Origin of the sequence: Uliginosibacterium sp. H1, from assembly GCF_036017065.1 — a bacterium.
Classification (GTDB): domain Bacteria; phylum Pseudomonadota; class Gammaproteobacteria; order Burkholderiales; family Rhodocyclaceae; genus Uliginosibacterium.
In genome coordinates this window covers 1,701,295-1,718,719 of sequence record NZ_JAYXHR010000001.1, presented here as the reverse complement: position 1 = coordinate 1,718,719, position 17,425 = coordinate 1,701,295, and the positions used below count along the sequence as shown (strand labels likewise).

Here is a 17,425-nt window from a genome sequence, read left to right as displayed (position 1 = left end):
TACAGCCGCGATGGACGCTCGTCGTGCTCGTAGGGTGGGGTCGGAGCGCAGCGACAATCCACCGCCCACCTGTGGTTCGGAGTCGCCGCGTTGCGACGCTCGGTTGCTTCGCGAACCCACCTTGCGGGACCACCGGGCCTTGCCGTTTCTCGCGTTAACACCTTCTTTACACCCGCCTCCCCACTCTTAGCCCTGTCTTGATGCCGCCATTCCCAGAATCCGGAACCTGATCGTTCCGATACGGGAGGTGTCATGGATCTCTTCTACCTGCTGCTGGCGCTCGGTTTTTTCGCCTTGAGCGCGGCGCTTGTCCCGGCCTTCGAGAAGCTGCGGAGGCGCCAGTGAGTACGCTCTACCTGATCGCGCTGGTCGCGGCGCTGGGCGTGTTCGCCTGGCTGGTCTTCGTGCTGTTCTTCCCGGAGGACCATTCATGAGCAACGCATGGATGCAGTTCGGCCTGTATGCGCTGGTGCTGACCGCACTGGCCTGGCCGCTGGGGCGCTACATGGCGCGGGTGTTCGCGGGGGATGCGCCGCGCTTCGTGGGCTGGCTGCGGCCGCTGGAGCGTGGCATCTATCGCCTCGGCGGCGTGCGCGAGGACGAGAACATGGGCTGGCAGCGCTATGCACTGGCCTGCCTGCTGTTCAACCTCGTCGGCCTGCTGGCGGTGTATGCGCTGGCGCGCCTGCAGGGCGTGCTGCCGCTCAACCCGGCCGACATGGCGGGCACCACGCCGGATCTCGCCTTCAACACGGCGATCAGCTTCGCTTCCAATACCAACTGGCAGAGCTACGGCGGTGAGACGACGATGAGTTATCTCACGCAGATGCTCGGCCTCACCGTGCAGAACTTCGTGTCGGCCGCGGTCGGCATGGCGGTGCTGGTCGCATTGCTGCGCGGCTTCGTGCTGCGCGAGGCGCGCGGCATCGGCAACTTCTGGGTGGATATGGTGCGCTCGGTGCTGTACGTGCTGCTGCCGCTGTCGCTGCTGCTCGCGGTGACGCTGGTGGGGCAGGGTGTGGTGCAGAGTTTCTCGCCCTACCACGAGACGCAACTCGTGCAGCCGGTGGAGATCAGCCAGCCGAAGCTGGATGCCAATGACCAGCCGATGACGGATGCATCCGGGGCGCCGGTCACCGAGCAGGTCATGGTGACGACGCAGACGCTCGCCGTCGGCCCGGCGGCCTCGCAGATCGCCATCAAGCAACTCGGCACCAACGGTGGTGGCTTCTTCAACGCCAACTCCGCGCATCCCTTCGAGAACCCGACGCCGTTGTCCAACTTCCTGGAGGTGCTGGCCATCCTGCTGATTCCGGCTGCGCTGTGCTTCACCGCCGGCGCGATGCTGAAGGACGCCCGCCAGGGCCGCGCACTGTTCGCCGCGATGGCCGTGGTGTTCGTCGCGCTGCTGGCGGTGTGCCACCTGGCGGAGCAGGCGGGCAACCCGCTGTTCGCGAAGCTGGGACTCGACGTGCAGGCCAGCGAGCTGCAGGCCGGCGGCAACATGGAAGGCAAGGAGACGCGCTTCGGCATCGCCAATTCCGCGTTGTGGGCGGTGGCGACCACGGCGGCCTCCAACGGCTCGGTGAACGCCATGCACGACTCCTTCACGCCGCTGGGCGGGCTGGTGCCGATGTGGCTGATGCAGCTCGGCGAGGTGATCTTCGGCGGTGCCGGCTCCGGCCTGTACGGGATGATCGTCTTCGCGCTGATGGCGGTCTTCGTCGCCGGCCTGATGATCGGTCGCACGCCGGAATACCTCGGCAAGAAGATCGAGGCGTTCGAGATGAAGATGGTCGCCGTCGCCGTGCTGGTGCCCTGCCTCACGGTGCTGACCGGCACCGCGCTGGCCGTGGTGCTGGACGCCGGCCGTGCCGGCATCGCCAACCCCGGCGCGCACGGCTTTTCGGAAATCCTCTACGCGGTGTCCTCGGCCGGCAACAACAACGGCAGCGCCTTCGCCGGCCTCTCCGCCAACACGCCGTTCTACAACCTGCTGCTCGGCTTCGCGATGCTGCTGTCGCGCTTCTGGCTGATCGTGCCGGTGCTGGCGATCGCCGGCTCGCTGGCGGCCAAGCAGCGCGTGCCGGAATCCGCCGGCACCTTGCCCACGCACACGCCGCTGTTCGTGGTGCTGCTGATCGGCACGGTCGTCGTCGTCGGTGCGCTGAGCTTCCTGCCGGCGCTGGCGCTGGGGCCGATCGTCGAACACCTGCAGATGTGGGCCACCCGTTGAGTGCCGCCGGAAAGGATTCATCCATGCAAACAAGCAAGCAAACCTTCGACGGCCCGCTGATGCGCGAGGCGGCCATCGTCGCCCTCAAACGCCTGACGCCGCGCCATCAGCTGCGCAATCCGGTGATGTTCGTGGTGTGGCTGGGCAGCGTGCTGACCAGCGGGCTCTGCCTGCAGGCACTCATCGGCGGCGGGGCCGATGGTGATGCGCCGGCGGGCTTCATCCTGGCCGTCACGCTGTGGCTGTGGTTCACCGTGCTGTTCGCCAACTTCGCCGAAGCAGTGGCGGAAGGGCGCGGCAAGGCACAGGCGGCGACGCTGCGTGGCCTGCGCCAGCGTGTGAATGCGAAGAAGCTGTTCGCGCCGCGCCACGGCGCGCAGTGGGAGTCCGTGCCGGCCGACAGCCTGCGCAAGGGCCAGACGGTGCTGGTGGAAGCCGGCGACATCGTGCCGGGCGATGGCGAGGTGCTGCAGGGCGTCGCCTCGGTGGACGAGTCCGCCATCACTGGCGAATCCGCGCCGGTGATCCGCGAGGCGGGTGGCGATTTCTCCGCCGTCACCGGTGGCACCCGCGTGCTGTCGGACTGGCTGGTGGTGCGCATCACGCGCGACCCCGGCGAGACCTTCCTCGACCGCATGATCGGCATGGTGGAGGCGGCCAAGCGGCAGAAGACGCCGAACGAGATCGCGCTGACCATCCTGCTCGTGGCGCTGACGCTGACCTTCCTGTTCGCTACCGCCACGCTGCTGCCGTTCTCGCTGTTCGCGGTGGATGCCGCCGGCAGCGGCGCGCCGGTCAGCGTCACGGTGCTGGTGGCGCTGCTGGTGTGCCTCATCCCCACCACCATCGGCGGCCTGCTGTCGGCCATCGGCGTGGCGGGCATGGGCCGCTTGATGGAACGCAACGTGGTGGCCACCAGCGGTCGCGCGGTGGAGGCGGCGGGCGACGTCGACGTGCTGCTGCTCGACAAGACCGGCACCATCACGCTGGGCAATCGCCAGGCCGCGCGCTTCGTGCCGGTGGCCGGCGTGAGCGAACGCCAGCTCGCCGAGGCCGCGCTGCTCGCCTCGCTGGCGGACGAGACGCCGGAGGGCCGCTCCATCGTCACCCTGGCCAAGCAGTCGCTGCAACAGCGGGGCCGCGATCTTGCGCCGATGAGCCAGGCGGAAGGCGCGAGTTTCGTGCACTTCAGCGCGCAGACGCGCATGAGCGGCATCGACTGGCAGGGCCGCAGCATCCGCAAGGGCGCTGCCGAAGCGATGCGCCGCCATGTCGAAGCGCAGGCCGGGCAATGGCCGCTGGCGCTGCAGACCGTCGTCGACGACATGGCGCGCGCGGGCGCCACACCGCTGGTGGTGTGCGACGGCGCGCAGGCGCTGGGCGCGGTGGAGCTGAAGGACATCGTCAAGGGCGGCATCAGGGAGCGCTTCGCCGAGCTGCGCCGCATGGGCATCAAGACGGTGATGATCACCGGCGACAACCGCCTCACCGCCGCCGCCATCGCGGCCGAGGCCGGCGTCGATGACTTCCTCGCCGAAGCCACGCCGGAAGCCAAGCTCGCGCTGATCCGCGAGTACCAGGCCGGCGGCCGGCTGGTGGCGATGACGGGCGACGGCACCAACGACGCGCCGGCACTCGCGCAGTCCGACGTGGCGGTGGCGATGAACACCGGCACGCAGGCGGCGAAGGAGGCCGGCAACATGGTGGATCTCGACTCCAACCCCACCAAGCTGATCGAGATCGTCGAGACCGGCAAGCAGATGCTGATGACGCGCGGTGCGCTCACCACCTTCTCGATCGCCAACGACGTCGCCAAGTATTTCGCGATCATCCCCGCCGCCTTCGTCGGCATCTACCCGGCACTGGGCGCGCTCAACGTCATGGGACTGGCCACGCCAGACTCGGCGATCCTGTCGGCGGTGATCTTCAATGCACTCGTCATCGTCGCGCTCATTCCGCTGGCGCTGAAAGGCGTGGCCTACCGGCCGCTCGGCGCGGCCGCGATCCTGCGCCGCAACCTGCTGGTGTACGGGCTGGGCGGGCTGGTCGTGCCCTTCATCGGCATCAAGGCCATCGACCTCGCACTGGTCGGCATGGGCCTGGGCTGATTCTTCCCTCACTCTTCCGGAGAACGAACATGTGGCAAGAACTGAAGACTTGCACCCTGCCGGCGCTGCGCCTGCTCCTCGTGATGAGCGTACTGACCGGCGTGCTGTATCCGCTGGTGGTGACCGGTGTGGCCCGCGTCGCATTCCCCGCGCAGAGCGAGGGCAGCCTCGTCGAGCGCGATGGCCGCATCGTCGGCTCCTCGCTGATCGGCCAGCCCTTCAGCGACACGAAGTACTTCTGGCCGCGTCCCTCGGCGACGGCGCCGATGCCGAACAACGCCGCGGCTTCCAGCGGCAGCAACCAGGGGCCGCTGAACCCGGCGCTGGCGGACGCGGTGCAGGCGCGCATCGCTGCGCTCAAGGCGGCTGAGCCGACGCCCAGCGGCGCCATCCCGGTCGATCTGGTCACGGCCTCTGCCAGCGGGCTGGATCCGCACATCAGCCCGGCCGCCGCGCACTGGCAGGTAGCGCGCGTCGCGCACGCACGCGGGCTGGACGCCGGCCGCGTGCAACAGCTGGTCGCGGCGCACACCGAGGGCCGCCAGCTCGGCGTGCTGGGCGAGCCACGGGTCAACGTGCTGCTGCTCAATCTCGCCCTGGATGCCGTGCGATGAACAGGCGAAGGACCGGACGCAGCGATGATGGAAACGGCAATCGTGGACAACTGGTGGCCCGTAGTGCTGGCCTTCATGGGCTTCCTCGGCTGCATGGCCGTGGTGTGGTTGACGGTGGCGGGCGTGGTTCACCTGGAGTGCTGGCGCCATCGCCGCCGACGCGCCACGCAGCGGCCGCCAGCCAGGCGCGCGCTGTCGCACACGCGAAGGGAGGGCAGTCGATGAACGCGCTGGGCGTGGGGGTGACGACCGGGCAGGGGCGTTGCTGTGCCGTGATCAGTCGCGACGGCGAGGAGGTGGCCAGCCTGAGCGTGCCCGACAACGCCGAAGGTGCCGGCCTGCTGCGCGTGTATCTGCAGAACCTGCGCAGGCCATTGCGATTCGCGGTGAGCAGCAGCGCCTTCGGATTCGTGATGGCGCTGGGCGACGCGGTGGTGCGCGAGGTGATGCTGGTCGCCAGCCCGGTGGCCAGCCAGCCTGCGGCGCTGGCGCGCATCGCCGAGCGGATGCTCTGAGGCCGGGGTATCAGGCCCGCAATCCACAACCCGCCGCATGCCCTGGCACCGATGCCCCGTCTGTGGTCACGAGCACCGCGTCAGCGACGTGACGCATCGCCTGGCGTGCGGCCGGGTCCTGACGTGCAGCCCGCGTTGCAAGCTATTGCGGCGTCATCAGGTGCTGGCCGCCGTGCCGGCGCCACCGACTTCCCCTATCATCGGACAGGCAGACAAGACGCGGGAGGCGCACCATGAAGTCGAGCTATGAGGTGCACGAAGGCGGGTTACGGCCCTGCGAGGAAGGCGTCGGGCTGATCCGCGTCTTCATCGCCCCCGGCAAGGACGAGCGCAAGGAGCTGGTGGAGGTCTTCGGCCTGGACGGCTACGACCTGGATGCCGCGCTCGACCCTGACGAGATTCCACGTCTGGAGGTCGGCACCGCTGGCACGACGATGATCTGGAAGCAGCCCAGGAACGTGTCGGTGGGCGAGCAATTGCGTTTCGACGTCGGCTCGGCAGGCCTGTTCCTGCGGCCGGGCGCCATGCTGCTGGTGACTTCCGATGACCACCTGCCTTTCGGCGAGCGGGAATTCCGCAGCGTGCGCGACGCCAGCGACATGCTCCTGCGGATGCTGCTGCACACCGTCCATCACTTCCAGGGCCACCTGAAAGTCATCAAGCAGATCACGGCGGAGCTGGGCACCAGGATCAGCGTGTCGATGGAGAACCGCTACTACCTGCAGATGATCGCGCTGTCGGAGAGCCTCATCTACTACATCGACGCCATCGAGGGAAATGCCGCGGTGATAAACAAGCTGCGCGCGGCGGCCGACCGGCTTTCGCTCACGCCTTCGCAGGTCGACACGCTGCACGACATCCTGCTGGACACCCAGCAATGTGCGCGCCAGGCCAACATCTACAGCAACGTGCTGTCCGGCCTGATGGATGCGCGTGGCAACATCATCAACAACAACATCGGCGTGCTGTTGAAGAAGCTCACGCTCATCAGCGTCATCTTCCTGCCGCTCAACCTGCTCGCCAGCATCGGCGGCATGTCGGAATTCAGCGCCTGGACGCAGCACCTGGACTGGCGCATCGCCTACGCAGTCTTTGTGCTGGTCATGGCGCTCATCGGCTGGAGCACCTGGATGTTGCTGACGCGCGTGCTCAACCGGCGGGCTGGCGACCCGACGCGTCGCCGGGGCTGGTGGCGCCCGCCGGGCCGCCTGCGGCCGGCACCCTGAGCCCGGGCCGCCACGAAGATGTTCCAGGAAAACGCGACCCGTCCGGACCCCGATGCGCTGCTCGCGCGGCTGGATGCCGAAGCGGCACAGGCGCGGCGCGGGCGACTGAAGATCTTCTTCGGCGCCAGCCCCGGGGTCGGCAAAACCTTCGCGATGCTTGCCGCCGCGCGCGTGCTGGTGGAGGGCGGGCTCGACGTGCTGGTCGGCGTGGTGGAGACGCATGGCCGTGGCGAGACCGAGGCGATGTTGCGCGGGCTGCCCGTGCTGCCACGTCGCGACATCGATTATCGCGGCCACCGCCTGCAGGAGTTCGACATCGACGCCGCGCTGGCACGTGCGCCGGCCCTGGTCCTGATGGACGAGCTCGCGCATTCCAATGCGCCGGGCAGTCGCCACCCGAAGCGCTGGCAGGACATCGAGGAACTGCTGGCGGCCGGCGTGGATGTGTTCACCACGGTGAACGTGCAGCACATCGAGAGCCTCAGCGACATCGTCGCCGGCATCACCGGCGCGCGGGTGTGGGAGACGGTGCCGGACCACGTCTTCGACGACGCGGACGAAGTGGTGCTGGTGGACCTGCCGCCCGCCGAACTGCTGCAACGCCTGCGTGAAGGCAAGGTGTACATCCCGCAGCAGGCCGAGCGTGCGATGGCCAGCTTCTTCCGCAAGGGCAACCTGCTGGCGCTGCGCGAACTCGCCCTGCGCCGCACCGCGGACCGGGTGGACGACGACGTGCGTGCCTACCGCCGCGAGCAGTCCGTCGCCGCCGTGTGGCCCACGCAGGACGCGTTGCTGGTGTGCATCGGCGCGCAGGGTGGCGAAAAGCTGGTACGCAGCGCCGCCCGCCTGGCCGCGCAGCTCGGTGCGCCCTGGCATGCCGTGCATGTCGAGACGCCGGCGATGCTGCGCGCGCCGGAGGACGTACGCATGCAGGCGCTGCGTGCCCTGCGGCTGGCGCAGGAACTGGGCGCGGCGACCGCCACCCTGGCCGGCCATGATGCAGCGGCCGCGGCGGTGGCCTACGCGCGCGAGCACAACCTTGGCAAGCTGCTGGTTGGCCGCAGTCGCGTCGCATGGTCGCCCGCTTCGCTCTGGCGGCCGGGCTTCCTGCGCAGGGCAGGCCAGCAGGCCGGCGATCTGGATGTCATCGAGATCGCGGTGGAGGAGCGCGACGCCACCAGGCCGGACGCCGGGCGCGCATGGGTCGCCGCGTGGCAGGAGCGCTGGACGCACTACGCGTGGACAGCGGCTGGCGTCGCCCTGGTGGCGGTGCTGGCGACGCCGCTGCTCGGCCGCATCGATCTCACCAACATCGTCATGCTGTTCCTGCTGGCGGTGGTCGTGTCGGCGCTGCGCTTCGGTCGCGGGCCGGCGGTGCTGGCGGCCTTCCTGTCGGTGGCGGCCTTCGACTTCTTCTTCGTGCCGCCGCGCCTGACGCTCGCCGTCAGCGACGTGCAGTACTTCGTGACCTTCGCGGTGATGCTCGCCGTGGGCCTGGTGATCGGCCAGCTCACCGCGCGCCTGCGTTTCGAGGCAGCCGCCGCGCAGGCGCGGGAGCGGCGTACGCGCATCCTCTACGAGACCGCGCGCGAACTGTCGGCCGCGCTGACCGTGCAGGAGGTGGAGGCGGCGGGCCTGCGCTTCGCGCAACAGGGGCTCGCGGCGCAGGCTGCACTGCTGCTGCCCGACGAGGACGGGCGCATCCAGGCGGGCAGCGACGCCAGCTTCGCCGACACCGCCATCGCGCAGTGGGCCTACGACCATGCCGACATGGCGGGCCGTGGCACCGGCACCTTGCCGTCGTCGCCGCTGCTGTACGTGGCGCTGCGCGCGCCGATGCGCACCCGCGGCGTGCTGGCGTTGCGGCCGGCGGATGATGCGGACCGGAGCTGGGGTGTCACGCCGGAACAGCAGCGCCTGCTGGACACCGGCGCCTCGCTGATCGCCACCGCGCTGGAGCGCGTGCACTACATCGCCGTCGCGCAGGACGCGCTGGTGAACATGGAGTCGGAGCGCCTGCGCAATTCCTTGCTGTCGGCGCTGTCGCACGACCTGCGCACCCCGCTCACCGCGCTGGTGGGGCTGGCCGATACGCTGGCGCTCACGCCGGCACGCGAGGCGGCACTGCACGGCGAGCTGGCGCACAGCATCCGCGACGAGGCGCTGCGCACCTCCGCGCTGGTGAACAACCTGCTGGACATGGCGCGCCTGCAATCCGGCAAGGTGGCGCTGCGGCGGGAATGGCAGTCGCTGGAGGAGAGCGTGGGCGCGGCGCTGAAGTCGCGCGCCGGCGCCCTGGCCGGCCATGCCATCCGGGTGGCCTTGCCGGACGACCTGCCGCTGGTGGAATTCGACGCGGTGTTGATGGAGCGCGTGCTCGCCAACCTGCTGGAGAACGCGGCCAAGTACACACCGGTGGGCAGCCGCATCGAGATCGGTGCGCAGGCCTTGCCGGAACGCCTGCGGGTGTGGGTGCAGGACGACGGCCCGGGCTTGCCCGCGGGGCGGGCCGAGCGCCTGTTCGACAAGTTCACCCGCGGACAGGAAGAGTCCGCCATCCCCGGTGTGGGCCTGGGGCTCGCCATCGTGCGTGCCATCGTGGAGGCGCACGGTGGCCGCGTGTGGGCGGAGAATGTCGGCACCGGAAGCGACAGCGAAGGCGGTGCCACGCATGGCGCGCGCTTCGTCTTCGAGCTGCCGCGCAAGGAAGCCCCGCAACTGCCGGAAGAGCCGCCACCATGAACACCGCCGACAGCAATGCTCCCAGCATCGTGCTGGTGGAGGACGAACAGCAGATCCGCCGCTTCGTGCGCACCGCGCTGGAAGGCGAGGGCTGCCACGTCTTCGAGGCGGAGACGATGCAGCGCGGACTCATCGAGGCCGGCACCCGCAAACCGGACCTGTTGATCCTCGACCTCGGCCTGCCGGATGGCGACGGCGTGAGCCTGATCCGCGACGTGCGCGGCTGGTCCAGCCTGCCGATCCTCGTGCTGTCCGCGCGCAGTGACGAGCGCGACAAGGTGGAGGCGCTGGATGCCGGCGCCGACGACTTCCTCACCAAGCCCTTCGGCGTGGCGGAGCTGATGGCGCGGGTGCGTGCGCTGCTGCGGCGGCAACGCGCGGCGGCGGATGCCTCGCCGCAGGTCAGCTTCGGGGAGGTGACGCTGGATCTCGCGCGTCGTGTCGTCACGCGCGGTGGCGAGCCGCTGCACCTGACGCCCATCGAGTACCGCCTGCTGACGGTGCTGGTGGCCAGCACCGGCCGCGTGCTGACCCATCGCCAGTTGCTGGCGCAGGTGTGGGGGCCGGGGCATACCGAGCACAACCACTATCTCCGGGTGTACATGACCGGGCTGCGCCGCAAGCTGGAAGCCGATCCGGCCCAGCCGAAGCACCTGCTGACCGAGACTGGCGTGGGGTACCGCTTCAACCCCTGAGGCAGGGGGGACGGAGGCAGGGGCGGCTCAGGCGGCCTGCTGCAGCATGTCGTCGAGGTCGACCGGCGGGGTGTGGTGGCCGAACTGACTGATCAGGAAGTCGCCGGGAATCATGCAGTGCCGGCCGTGCTGCCGCTGCACCATGTTCCAGTGCTCGCAGGCTTCGTCCCACTCGTTGCCTTCCACGCCCGCCTGCCAGTCGCAGCCATGCAGGGCGGTGCGCAGCTCGTCGTCGAACATCGCGCAGACGGACTGGATGACCCGGTGCTGGTCGTCGAGGACGATGAGTTCCTGGTTGCTCTGGGAGGCGATCAGATAGGTGGCGGTCATGGCGTTTCCGGCTTTCCTGTTTGCTGCAAAACGACCATTCGATGCTAACGCAGCGCCGTCCGTGCCAGAGATAAAAGGTTGGAATGCCGGGATGAACGGCGGGTGCCTGGCCCGCGTAGGAGGGGGCTGACAGGCCTTCACGCGGGCTGTAACGCCCGTGAAACAAGGCTTTGCGGCGAGGTGCGCAGTCCGGGCGGATGGCAGTGCTTGCCTGCCGCAATGTCCGGGGCGCCGCAAGCCCTTGTTGCATCCGCGCAAAAGCCCGTCGCGGGCCGGTGGTGAATCCTCCCCGATGTAAGCGACTTCGTATGACGGCAGGAGTAATCTGCGCGCTCCCCGACTGTCCCCCGGAGCTTCACCCCATGAGCCAAGCCCATGGCGAATCGCAAAGCCTGCGCGTGCTGACCCTGGCCGCGCTGGGGGTCGTCTTCGGCGACATCGGCACCAGCCCGCTGTATGCGATGAAGGAAGCCTTCGCGCAGACCCACTTCGACCTGGAAGTGTCGCCGGAAAACGTGCTCGGCATCCTGTCGATGATGGTGTGGAGCCTGCTCATCATCGTCACCTTCAAATACGTCATCGTCGTGCTGCGCGCCGACAACCACGGCGAAGGCGGCGTGGTGGCGCTGATGGCGCGGGTGGTGGAGCAGTCCAGGGACCGGCCGAGGAAGAAGGCGCTGGCGATTGCGCTGGGCCTGTTCGGCGCGTCCCTGTTCTACGGCGATGGCGTCATCACGCCGGCCATCTCGGTGCTGTCGGCGGTGGAAGGGCTGGAGGTGGCGACGCCGGCCTTCAAGCCCTACGTGCTGCCGGCGACGATCGGCATCCTCAGCGTGATCTTCTTCGTGCAGCGCTTCGGCACCGGCAGCGTGGGCAAGCTGTTCGGTCCGGTGGTGTGCGCCTGGTTCCTGTCGCTGGCGGCGATCGGCATCTACAACATCGCCCAGCATCCCGACGTGCTGTTCGCCCTGTCGCCGCACTACGCGGCGGTTTTCGCGTGGCACCAGCCGCTGACGGCCTTCTTCGCGATGGGCGCGGTGCTGCTGACGGTGACCGGCGGCGAAGCGCTGTACGCGGACATGGGCCACTTCGGCAAGCGGCCGATCCGCCTCGCCTGGCTGGGCCTGGTGCTGCCCTCGCTGCTGCTCAACTACTTCGGCCAGGGCGCCTTGCTGACTTACGAACCGGAGGCGGCACGCAACCCCTTCTTCCTCGCAGTGCCGGAGTGGGCGCTGTACCCGATGGTGGCGCTGGCCACGGCGGCGACCGCGATCGCCTCGCAGGCGCTGATCACCGGCGCCTTCTCGGTCACGCGGGAGCTGATCCAGCTCGGCTACTGCCCGCGCATGACCATCCGCCACACCTCCGGCCAGCACATGGGGCAGATCTACCTGCCCTTCGTTAACTGGTCGCTGTTCGTGCTGGTCATCGCGGTGGTGCTGGGCTTCCGCTCCTCGTCCGCGCTGGCCGCGGCCTACGGCATCGCGGTGACGATGACCATGCTGGTCACCACCGTGCTGGCCTTCTCGGTGGCGCGCCGCGACTGGAACTGGTCCAACGGTTTCGCCCTGCTGGTGTTCGGCCCCCTGCTGGCCATCGAGCTCACCTTCTTCAGCGCCAACACGCTGAAGATCGCCGATGGCGGCTGGTTCCCCATCATCTTCGGCGGCACCATCTACTTCATGCTGTCGACCTGGCGGCGGGGACGCATGCAGCTCGCCGACCGCATGGTCAGCGACAGCGTGCCGCTGGAACCCTTCGTGCGCATGATCGAGCACGAGAACATCGCCCGCGTGCCGCACACCGCGGTGTTCCTCACGCCGCGTCCGGAGCAGGTGCCCAACGCCTTCCTGCACAACCTCAAGCACAACCTCGTGGTGCACGAGACGGTCATCTTCCTCACCGTCAACTTCCTGCCGGTGCCACGCACGCCGGATTCACAGCGCGCATTGGTGGAGCGCGTGTGCCACAACATGTACCGCGTGAAGCTCTACTTCGGCTTCATGGAACGCCCCGACCTGCCCGCCGCGCTCGAATGGGTGGAGGAGCAGGGCCTGCCGCTGGACCCGCAGGCCGTCTCCTACTTCGTCAGCCGCGAGACCTTGCTGCCCGCGCCGGGCGAAGGCATGCCGATGTGGCGCGAGCGCCTCTTCGAAGTGATGTTCCGCAACGCCACGCCAGCCTCCAACTTCTTCAACCTGCCACCGGGTCGGGTGGTGGAGCTGGGGAGCCAGGTGGCGATCTGAGCAATGCCAGTCCCGGTGTGCCGCTCGCGAGCGGCACACCATCCCTCTGCACGGCCGCTCTCGCCGCAAGCAGTCCTGCACCCGTCCCGTTCGTCTCGTCATGACCCCCGCCTTCATCGCCTCCTTCACCGGCACCGCCGTCGAGTTCTTCGAGACCGTCGCCATCGCCTATGCCATCGTCCGCGCGGGCTACCCGCGCGAGGCCCTGTCGGCCGTGGTGATCGGCCATGTGCTGGTGTTCATCCTCGCGGCGTTCCTGTTCCCGCTGCATGACGTGGTACCGGTGTTCTGGCTGCGGCTGGTGGCGGCGCTGCTGCTGACGGGCATGGGGTTGCACTGGACGCAGAAGTCCCTGCGCCGCCTGTGGGCGCACAAGCGGCCGCGCTGGGCGGAGGATCCGCTGGGCAAGCTGCAGGTCACGCCGAACGACGGGGTGGCCGCGGCGGGCGGCTTTTCGCTGTTCGTGTTCTTCGTGATGGGCAAGAGCGCGGTCGTGGAGGCGGCCGAGATCCTGCTGGTGATCTTCCCGGTGGCGGCCGCGACGGCGGCCTGGGGCCAGGTCATCCTCGGCGTGGCGGCCGGCATCGTCGTGGTGTCGGTGCTGGCCTTCCTGCTGCACGGGCAGCTGAAGAAGGTGCCGGAGGTGAAGCTCAAGCTGGTCGTCGGCGTGGTGCTGCTGGCGCTCGGCCTGTCCTGGCTCTACGAGGTCTACGAAGAGTACGGGCAGGGTTAGGCGTGCAGTAGGTCAGGCGCGCAGTAGGACGCGACCGACACCGCGACTGCGGGGAGTCCCATTCCACGGAAAGGGAATGTCGCCTAGCCTGAAAGCTCCCGAAGCTCTCCCGGCGGTGGCGGTCATGGCGACATCCAGCAAGGCAACATCGAGCAAGCGCGCCTTGTGGAAGGGCGCCATCTCCTTCGGGCTCGTGCACATCCCGGTGTCGCTGCACCCGGCGACCTCGGACCACGGCCTGGATTTCGACTGGCTGGACAAGCGCACCCTGGACCCGGTGGGCTACAAGCGCATCAACAAGCGCACCGGCAAGGAGATCACCGCCGAGCACATCGTGAAGGGGCTGAACATCGGCGGCGACGAGTACATCGTGCTGTCGCCCGACGAGATCGAGGCCGCCTACCCGAAGACTACGCAGACCATCGAGATCGAGTCCTTCGTGCCGGTGAACGCGGTGCCCTTCGTGTACCTCGACCGGCCTTACTACATCGCGCCGGTGGGGCGTGGCGGCAAGGTGTATGCGCTGCTGCGCGAGGTGCTGCTGAAGACGCAGCGCATCGGCATCGCCCGGGTGGTCATCCAGACGCGCCAGCATCTCGCCGCACTGGTGGCGACGGACACCGCGCTGGTGCTCAACCTGCTGCGCTGGAACGACCAGTTGCGCTCGATGGCGGATCTCGATTTGCCGGCCAAGGGCGTGAAGGGCGCGGGCATCAGCGAGCGCGAGATGCAGATGGCGACGCAGCTCGTCGAAGACATGAGCGGTGACTGGCAGCCCGACGAATTCACCGATTCGTTCAAGGACCAGGTGCTGGCGCTGGTGGAGCGCAAGAAGAAGGCCGGCAAGACGCGCACGGTCACCAAGGTGGAAGCGGTCGAGAAGGAAGAGACCGGCGGCGCACAGATCTACGACCTGGCCGACCTGCTCAAGCGCAGCCTGGGCAAGCGCGGTGGCGCCGACACAGACACCGGCAAGACGGCATCCACGCGAACAGCCGCGCCGCGTGCCAGACCGGCGGCGAAGAGCGCCAGCCGGACAGCCACCAAGGCACCCGCGAAGCCAGCCACGCGCAAGCGTGCCGCCTGACACACGCGGGAGTCCGCCATGGCGCGCACCGATCCGCTGCACCGCTACCGGGCCAAGCGCAACTTCGCGGTGACGACCGAGCCGCAGGACGGTGGCGAAGCCAATGAGCACGCGCTGTCCTTCGTCATCCAGAAGCACTGGGCCAGCCGCCTGCACTACGACTTCCGCCTCGAACTCGATGGCGCCATGAAAAGCTGGGCGGTGCCCAAGGGCCCCAGCCTGGACCCGCAGGACAAGCGCATGGCGGTGCATGTCGAGGACCATCCCATCTCGTACAACAGCTTCGAGGGCACGATTCCGCCGAAGCAGTACGGCGCCGGCAAGGTGATCATCTGGGACAAGGGCGTGTGGGTGCCGCTGGAAGACCCGCGCAAGGGCTACAAGGCCGGCAAGCTGAAGTTCGAGTTGCGCGGCCACAAGCTGCACGGCCACTGGGCGCTGGTGCGCATGCGCAGTGACGAGAAGCAGGAGCCCTGGCTGCTCATCAAGGAGCGCGACGAGCACGTACGGCCGGCCGGCGAATACTCCGTGGTGGACGAGTTGCCGGACAGCGTGGCGCGCCTGTCGTCGCAACCCCGGACGCAAGCCGGCACTGCCAAGGGTGAGAAGAAGCGCACCGTCAGTGCGCTTCGTGACGAGAAGCCCGCCGCTGCTGCGAAGACTGCCTCGACCGGCACACGCAAGGCATCGACATCCACTTCGTCGTTGAACACCGCGCTGGAGGATGGGGCCTCGCCTGCAAAGGCGTTGTCGCCTACGTCTTCCTCCGCGCGTACGAAGCGCAGTCGCGCTGCCTTGCCGGAAGGCGCGGAGCCGGCCGAGCTGCCCGCCAGGCTGTCACCGCAACTCGCCACGCTGGTGGACCGGCCGCCTGCCGACGCAGCCGACTGGCTGTACGAGATCAAGTTCGACGGCTACCGCATGCTGGCGCGCATCGAGGGCCGCGAGGTGCGGCTGCTGACCCGCGCCGGCCATGACTGGACGGAGCGCCTGCCGGCACTCGCCGACGACCTGCGCCGGCTGAAGCTGAAGCCGGGCTGGTACGACGGCGAGATCGTCGTGCTGGATGACGATGGCGTGCCGGATTTCCAGGCCCTGCAGAATGCCTTCGACACTGCTTCCACCAAGCAGGTGGTGTTCTTCCTGTTCGACCTGCCGTTCCATGATGGCCACGACCTGCGCGGCGTGCCGCTGGCGCAGCGTCGCGCCGTCCTGGCGCGGGCGCTGGACCGCAAGCTGCCGGATTCCGTCCGCCTCAGCGAAGTGTTCGCGCCCGAGGCCGGCGACATCGTCGGTGCGGCCTGTCACATGGGGTTGGAGGGTGTCATCGGCAAGCGTCGCGATTCGCTGTACAGCTCGCGACGCAGCAGTGCGTGGATCAAGCTGAAGTGCGGCCACCGACAGGAGTTCGTCATCGCCGGCTACACCGATCCGCAGGGCTCGCGCACCGGCTTCGGCTCGCTGCTGCTCGGCGTGCATGACACCGACGGCAAGCTGCAGTACGCCGGCAACGTCGGCACCGGTTTCGATACGCGCCTGCTCGGCGAACTGCACCGCAAGCTGCAGGCGCTGAAGACGGAGAAGCGTCCATTCGCCGCGACAACCGGCATCGACCGCAAGGCCCATTGGGTGAAGCCGAAGCTGGTGGCCGAGGTGTCGTTCGCCGAGTGGACCTCATCGCATCACGTGCGGCAGGCGGTCTTCCACGGCCTGCGCGACGACAAGGAGGCAGCCGTGATCATCCGTGAAGAAGCCCGTCGCGCGCCGGTGCAGTCGCGCGCGGCCGGGCGCGCCCAGGGCAAGGCACCGACCCATGCGGCCCCTGCATCGAAAGGCGGGGATGCAGCCCTGCAAGGCACCCTGCCGTCCGGCCTGCGTGTCACTCACCCTGAGCGCGTCGTGGACGCCAGCACCGGCATCACCAAGATCGAGCTGGTCCGCTACTACGGCCTGGTCGCGCCGCTGATGCTGGAGCACTTGAAGGGCCGGCCGGTGTCGCTGGTGCGTGCGCCGGATGGCATCGGCGGCCAGCTGTTCTTCCAGAAGCACGCCCAGGCCGACTCCTTGCCGGACGTGAAACTGCTGGACCCGGCGCTGGACCCGGGGCACGACCCGCTGCTGGAGATCGTCAGCGCCAAGGGACTGCTTTCGGCGGCGCAGATGAACGTCATCGAACTGCACACCTGGAACGCGGTGAAGGGCGCCATCACGAAGCCCGACCGCTTCACGCTGGACCTGGACCCCGGCGAAGGTGTGGCCTGGCGCACCGTGCAGCAGGGTGCGGAGCTGGTCCGGGTGCTGCTGGACGAGCTGGGCCTGAAGTCCTTTCTGAAGACCAGCGGCGGCAAGGGCCTGCACATCGTGGTGCCGTTGCGTCGCGAGTTGGGCTGGGACGAAGTGAAGGATTTTTCGCAGGCGGTGACCCGCCATCTCGCGGAAACGCTGCCGAAGCAGTTCGTTGCGAAGAGCGGGCCGAAAAACCGGGTCGGCAAAATCTTCGTGGACTACCTGCGCAACGGCTTCGGCGCCACCACCGCGGCGGCGTGGTCGGCGCGGGCGCGGCCGGGCATGGGCGTGTCCGTGCCGGTGGGCTGGGATGAACTGGCCGGCCTCAAGGCGGCCGATCAATGGACGCTGCGCAACATCCATACGCGGCTGGACGTGGGCAATGCGCCCTGGCAGGACTACGCGAAAAGCGCCCAGCGGCTCGGCCCCGCGATGAAAAGGCTGCAGGCGGCCACGCAAGACTGAGCCCTGGCTTCGGCCACGAGCTGCCCCACAAGGCGGCCACAAATGTTTGCCAGAAAGACCAAAGCACCCAGCCTCAAGGCCTGTCGGGCACTTGCCGTTGACCGGCCATGACGTGGGCCTTCCGGATGCCCGCGCAGGGACG

Annotated in this window: 14 protein-coding genes; 13 read left to right on the top strand and 1 reads right to left on the bottom strand. The window is 68.5% G+C overall.

The annotated features are described in order from the left end of the window. The first annotated feature begins 341 nt into the window (after nt 1-341). The 9 genes from VVD47_RS07755 (at nt 342) to kdpE (ending at nt 10,136) form a co-directional block, all read left to right on the top strand. Nucleotides 342-434, top strand: a complete 93-nt coding sequence (locus VVD47_RS07755; protein WP_327602830.1) for a potassium-transporting ATPase subunit F — start codon at nt 342-344, stop codon at nt 432-434. Beyond that, on the top strand, nt 431-2,236 hold the full coding sequence (gene kdpA / locus VVD47_RS07750) for a potassium-transporting ATPase subunit KdpA (RefSeq protein ID WP_327602829.1): 1,806 nt from the start codon (nt 431-433) through the stop codon (nt 2,234-2,236). The genes VVD47_RS07755 and kdpA overlap by 4 nt, the downstream gene beginning before the upstream one ends. A 23-nt stretch (nt 2,237-2,259) precedes the next feature. Then, on the top strand, nt 2,260-4,344 hold the full coding sequence (kdpB, locus tag VVD47_RS07745) for a potassium-transporting ATPase subunit KdpB (protein WP_327602828.1): 2,085 nt from the start codon (nt 2,260-2,262) through the stop codon (nt 4,342-4,344). A gap of 29 nt (nt 4,345-4,373) precedes the next feature. Beyond that, the gene (kdpC, locus tag VVD47_RS07740) at nt 4,374-4,958 is read left to right on the top strand and encodes a potassium-transporting ATPase subunit KdpC (RefSeq protein ID WP_327602827.1); all 585 of its coding nucleotides are present in this window, start codon (nt 4,374-4,376) and stop codon (nt 4,956-4,958) included. A gap of 24 nt (nt 4,959-4,982) precedes the next feature. Then, on the top strand, nt 4,983-5,183 hold the full coding sequence (locus VVD47_RS07735; RefSeq protein ID WP_327602826.1) for a hypothetical protein: 201 nt from the start codon (nt 4,983-4,985) through the stop codon (nt 5,181-5,183). After that, nucleotides 5,180-5,473 carry a hypothetical protein gene (locus VVD47_RS07730; protein ID WP_327602825.1) on the top strand — a complete coding sequence of 98 codons (294 nt, stop codon included), beginning with the start codon at nt 5,180-5,182 and terminating at the stop codon, nt 5,471-5,473. Before VVD47_RS07735 ends, VVD47_RS07730 begins: the two co-directional genes overlap by 4 nt. A 233-nt stretch (nt 5,474-5,706) precedes the next feature. Then, nucleotides 5,707-6,699: a magnesium transporter CorA family protein gene (locus tag VVD47_RS07725; RefSeq protein ID WP_327602824.1), complete on the top strand. Its 993-nt coding sequence runs from the start codon at nt 5,707-5,709 to the stop codon at nt 6,697-6,699. 18 nt (nt 6,700-6,717) lie between these two features. Next, a complete protein-coding gene (gene kdpD, locus VVD47_RS07720; protein ID WP_327602823.1) occupies nt 6,718-9,441 on the top strand; it encodes a two-component system sensor histidine kinase KdpD in 2,724 nt (907 codons plus the stop codon). Beyond that, nucleotides 9,438-10,136 carry a two-component system response regulator KdpE gene (gene kdpE, locus VVD47_RS07715; protein WP_327602822.1) on the top strand — a complete coding sequence of 233 codons (699 nt, stop codon included), beginning with the start codon at nt 9,438-9,440 and terminating at the stop codon, nt 10,134-10,136. The genes kdpD and kdpE overlap by 4 nt, the downstream gene beginning before the upstream one ends. A 27-nt stretch (nt 10,137-10,163) precedes the next feature. Here the strand turns inward: kdpE and VVD47_RS07710 are convergent, their stop codons facing one another. Further along, nucleotides 10,164-10,466 carry a hypothetical protein gene (locus VVD47_RS07710; RefSeq protein ID WP_327602821.1) on the bottom strand — a complete coding sequence of 101 codons (303 nt, stop codon included), beginning with the start codon at nt 10,464-10,466 and terminating at the stop codon, nt 10,164-10,166. 362 nt (nt 10,467-10,828) lie between these two features. Here VVD47_RS07710 and VVD47_RS07705 point away from each other — a divergent pair, with 362 nt between their 5' ends. The 4 genes from VVD47_RS07705 (at nt 10,829) to ligD (ending at nt 17,283) form a co-directional block, all read left to right on the top strand. Then, nucleotides 10,829-12,712: a potassium transporter Kup gene (locus tag VVD47_RS07705; protein WP_327602820.1), complete on the top strand. Its 1,884-nt coding sequence runs from the start codon at nt 10,829-10,831 to the stop codon at nt 12,710-12,712. 100 nt (nt 12,713-12,812) lie between these two features. Next, complete coding sequence (locus VVD47_RS07700; RefSeq protein ID WP_327602819.1) at nt 12,813-13,445, top strand: hypothetical protein; 633 nt, start codon at nt 12,813-12,815, stop codon at nt 13,443-13,445. Nucleotides 13,446-13,569: 124 nt separating this feature from the next. Continuing rightward, entirely contained in the window at nt 13,570-14,532 is a 963-nt protein-coding gene (gene ku, locus VVD47_RS07695; protein ID WP_327602818.1) for a non-homologous end joining protein Ku, read from the top strand. A gap of 18 nt (nt 14,533-14,550) precedes the next feature. Beyond that, nucleotides 14,551-17,283 (top strand): DNA ligase D, encoded by a 2,733-nt coding sequence (gene ligD / locus VVD47_RS07690; RefSeq protein WP_327602817.1) that lies wholly within the window; start codon nt 14,551-14,553, stop codon nt 17,281-17,283. The last annotated feature ends 142 nt before the right edge of the window (nt 17,284-17,425 follow it).

Excerpts from the sequence above, each read along its gene's own strand:
- kdpA (WP_327602829.1), top strand. The coding sequence starts at position 431 with ATGAGCAACGCATGGATGCAGTTCGGCCTGTATGCGCTGGTGCTGACC.
- kdpB (WP_327602828.1), top strand. The coding sequence starts at position 2,260 with ATGCAAACAAGCAAGCAAACCTTCGACGGCCCGCTGATGCGCGAGGCG.
- kdpC (WP_327602827.1), top strand. The coding sequence starts at position 4,374 with ATGTGGCAAGAACTGAAGACTTGCACCCTGCCGGCGCTGCGCCTGCTC.
- VVD47_RS07735 (WP_327602826.1), top strand. The coding sequence starts at position 4,983 with ATGATGGAAACGGCAATCGTGGACAACTGGTGGCCCGTAGTGCTGGCC.
- VVD47_RS07730 (WP_327602825.1), top strand. The coding sequence starts at position 5,180 with ATGAACGCGCTGGGCGTGGGGGTGACGACCGGGCAGGGGCGTTGCTGT.
- VVD47_RS07725 (WP_327602824.1), top strand. The coding sequence starts at position 5,707 with ATGAAGTCGAGCTATGAGGTGCACGAAGGCGGGTTACGGCCCTGCGAG.
- kdpD (WP_327602823.1), top strand. The coding sequence starts at position 6,718 with ATGTTCCAGGAAAACGCGACCCGTCCGGACCCCGATGCGCTGCTCGCG.
- kdpE (WP_327602822.1), top strand. The coding sequence starts at position 9,438 with ATGAACACCGCCGACAGCAATGCTCCCAGCATCGTGCTGGTGGAGGAC.
- VVD47_RS07710 (WP_327602821.1), bottom strand. The coding sequence starts at position 10,466 with ATGACCGCCACCTATCTGATCGCCTCCCAGAGCAACCAGGAACTCATC.
- VVD47_RS07705 (WP_327602820.1), top strand. The coding sequence starts at position 10,829 with ATGAGCCAAGCCCATGGCGAATCGCAAAGCCTGCGCGTGCTGACCCTG.
- VVD47_RS07700 (WP_327602819.1), top strand. The coding sequence starts at position 12,813 with ATGACCCCCGCCTTCATCGCCTCCTTCACCGGCACCGCCGTCGAGTTC.
- ku (WP_327602818.1), top strand. The coding sequence starts at position 13,570 with ATGGCGACATCCAGCAAGGCAACATCGAGCAAGCGCGCCTTGTGGAAG.
- ligD (WP_327602817.1), top strand. The coding sequence starts at position 14,551 with ATGGCGCGCACCGATCCGCTGCACCGCTACCGGGCCAAGCGCAACTTC.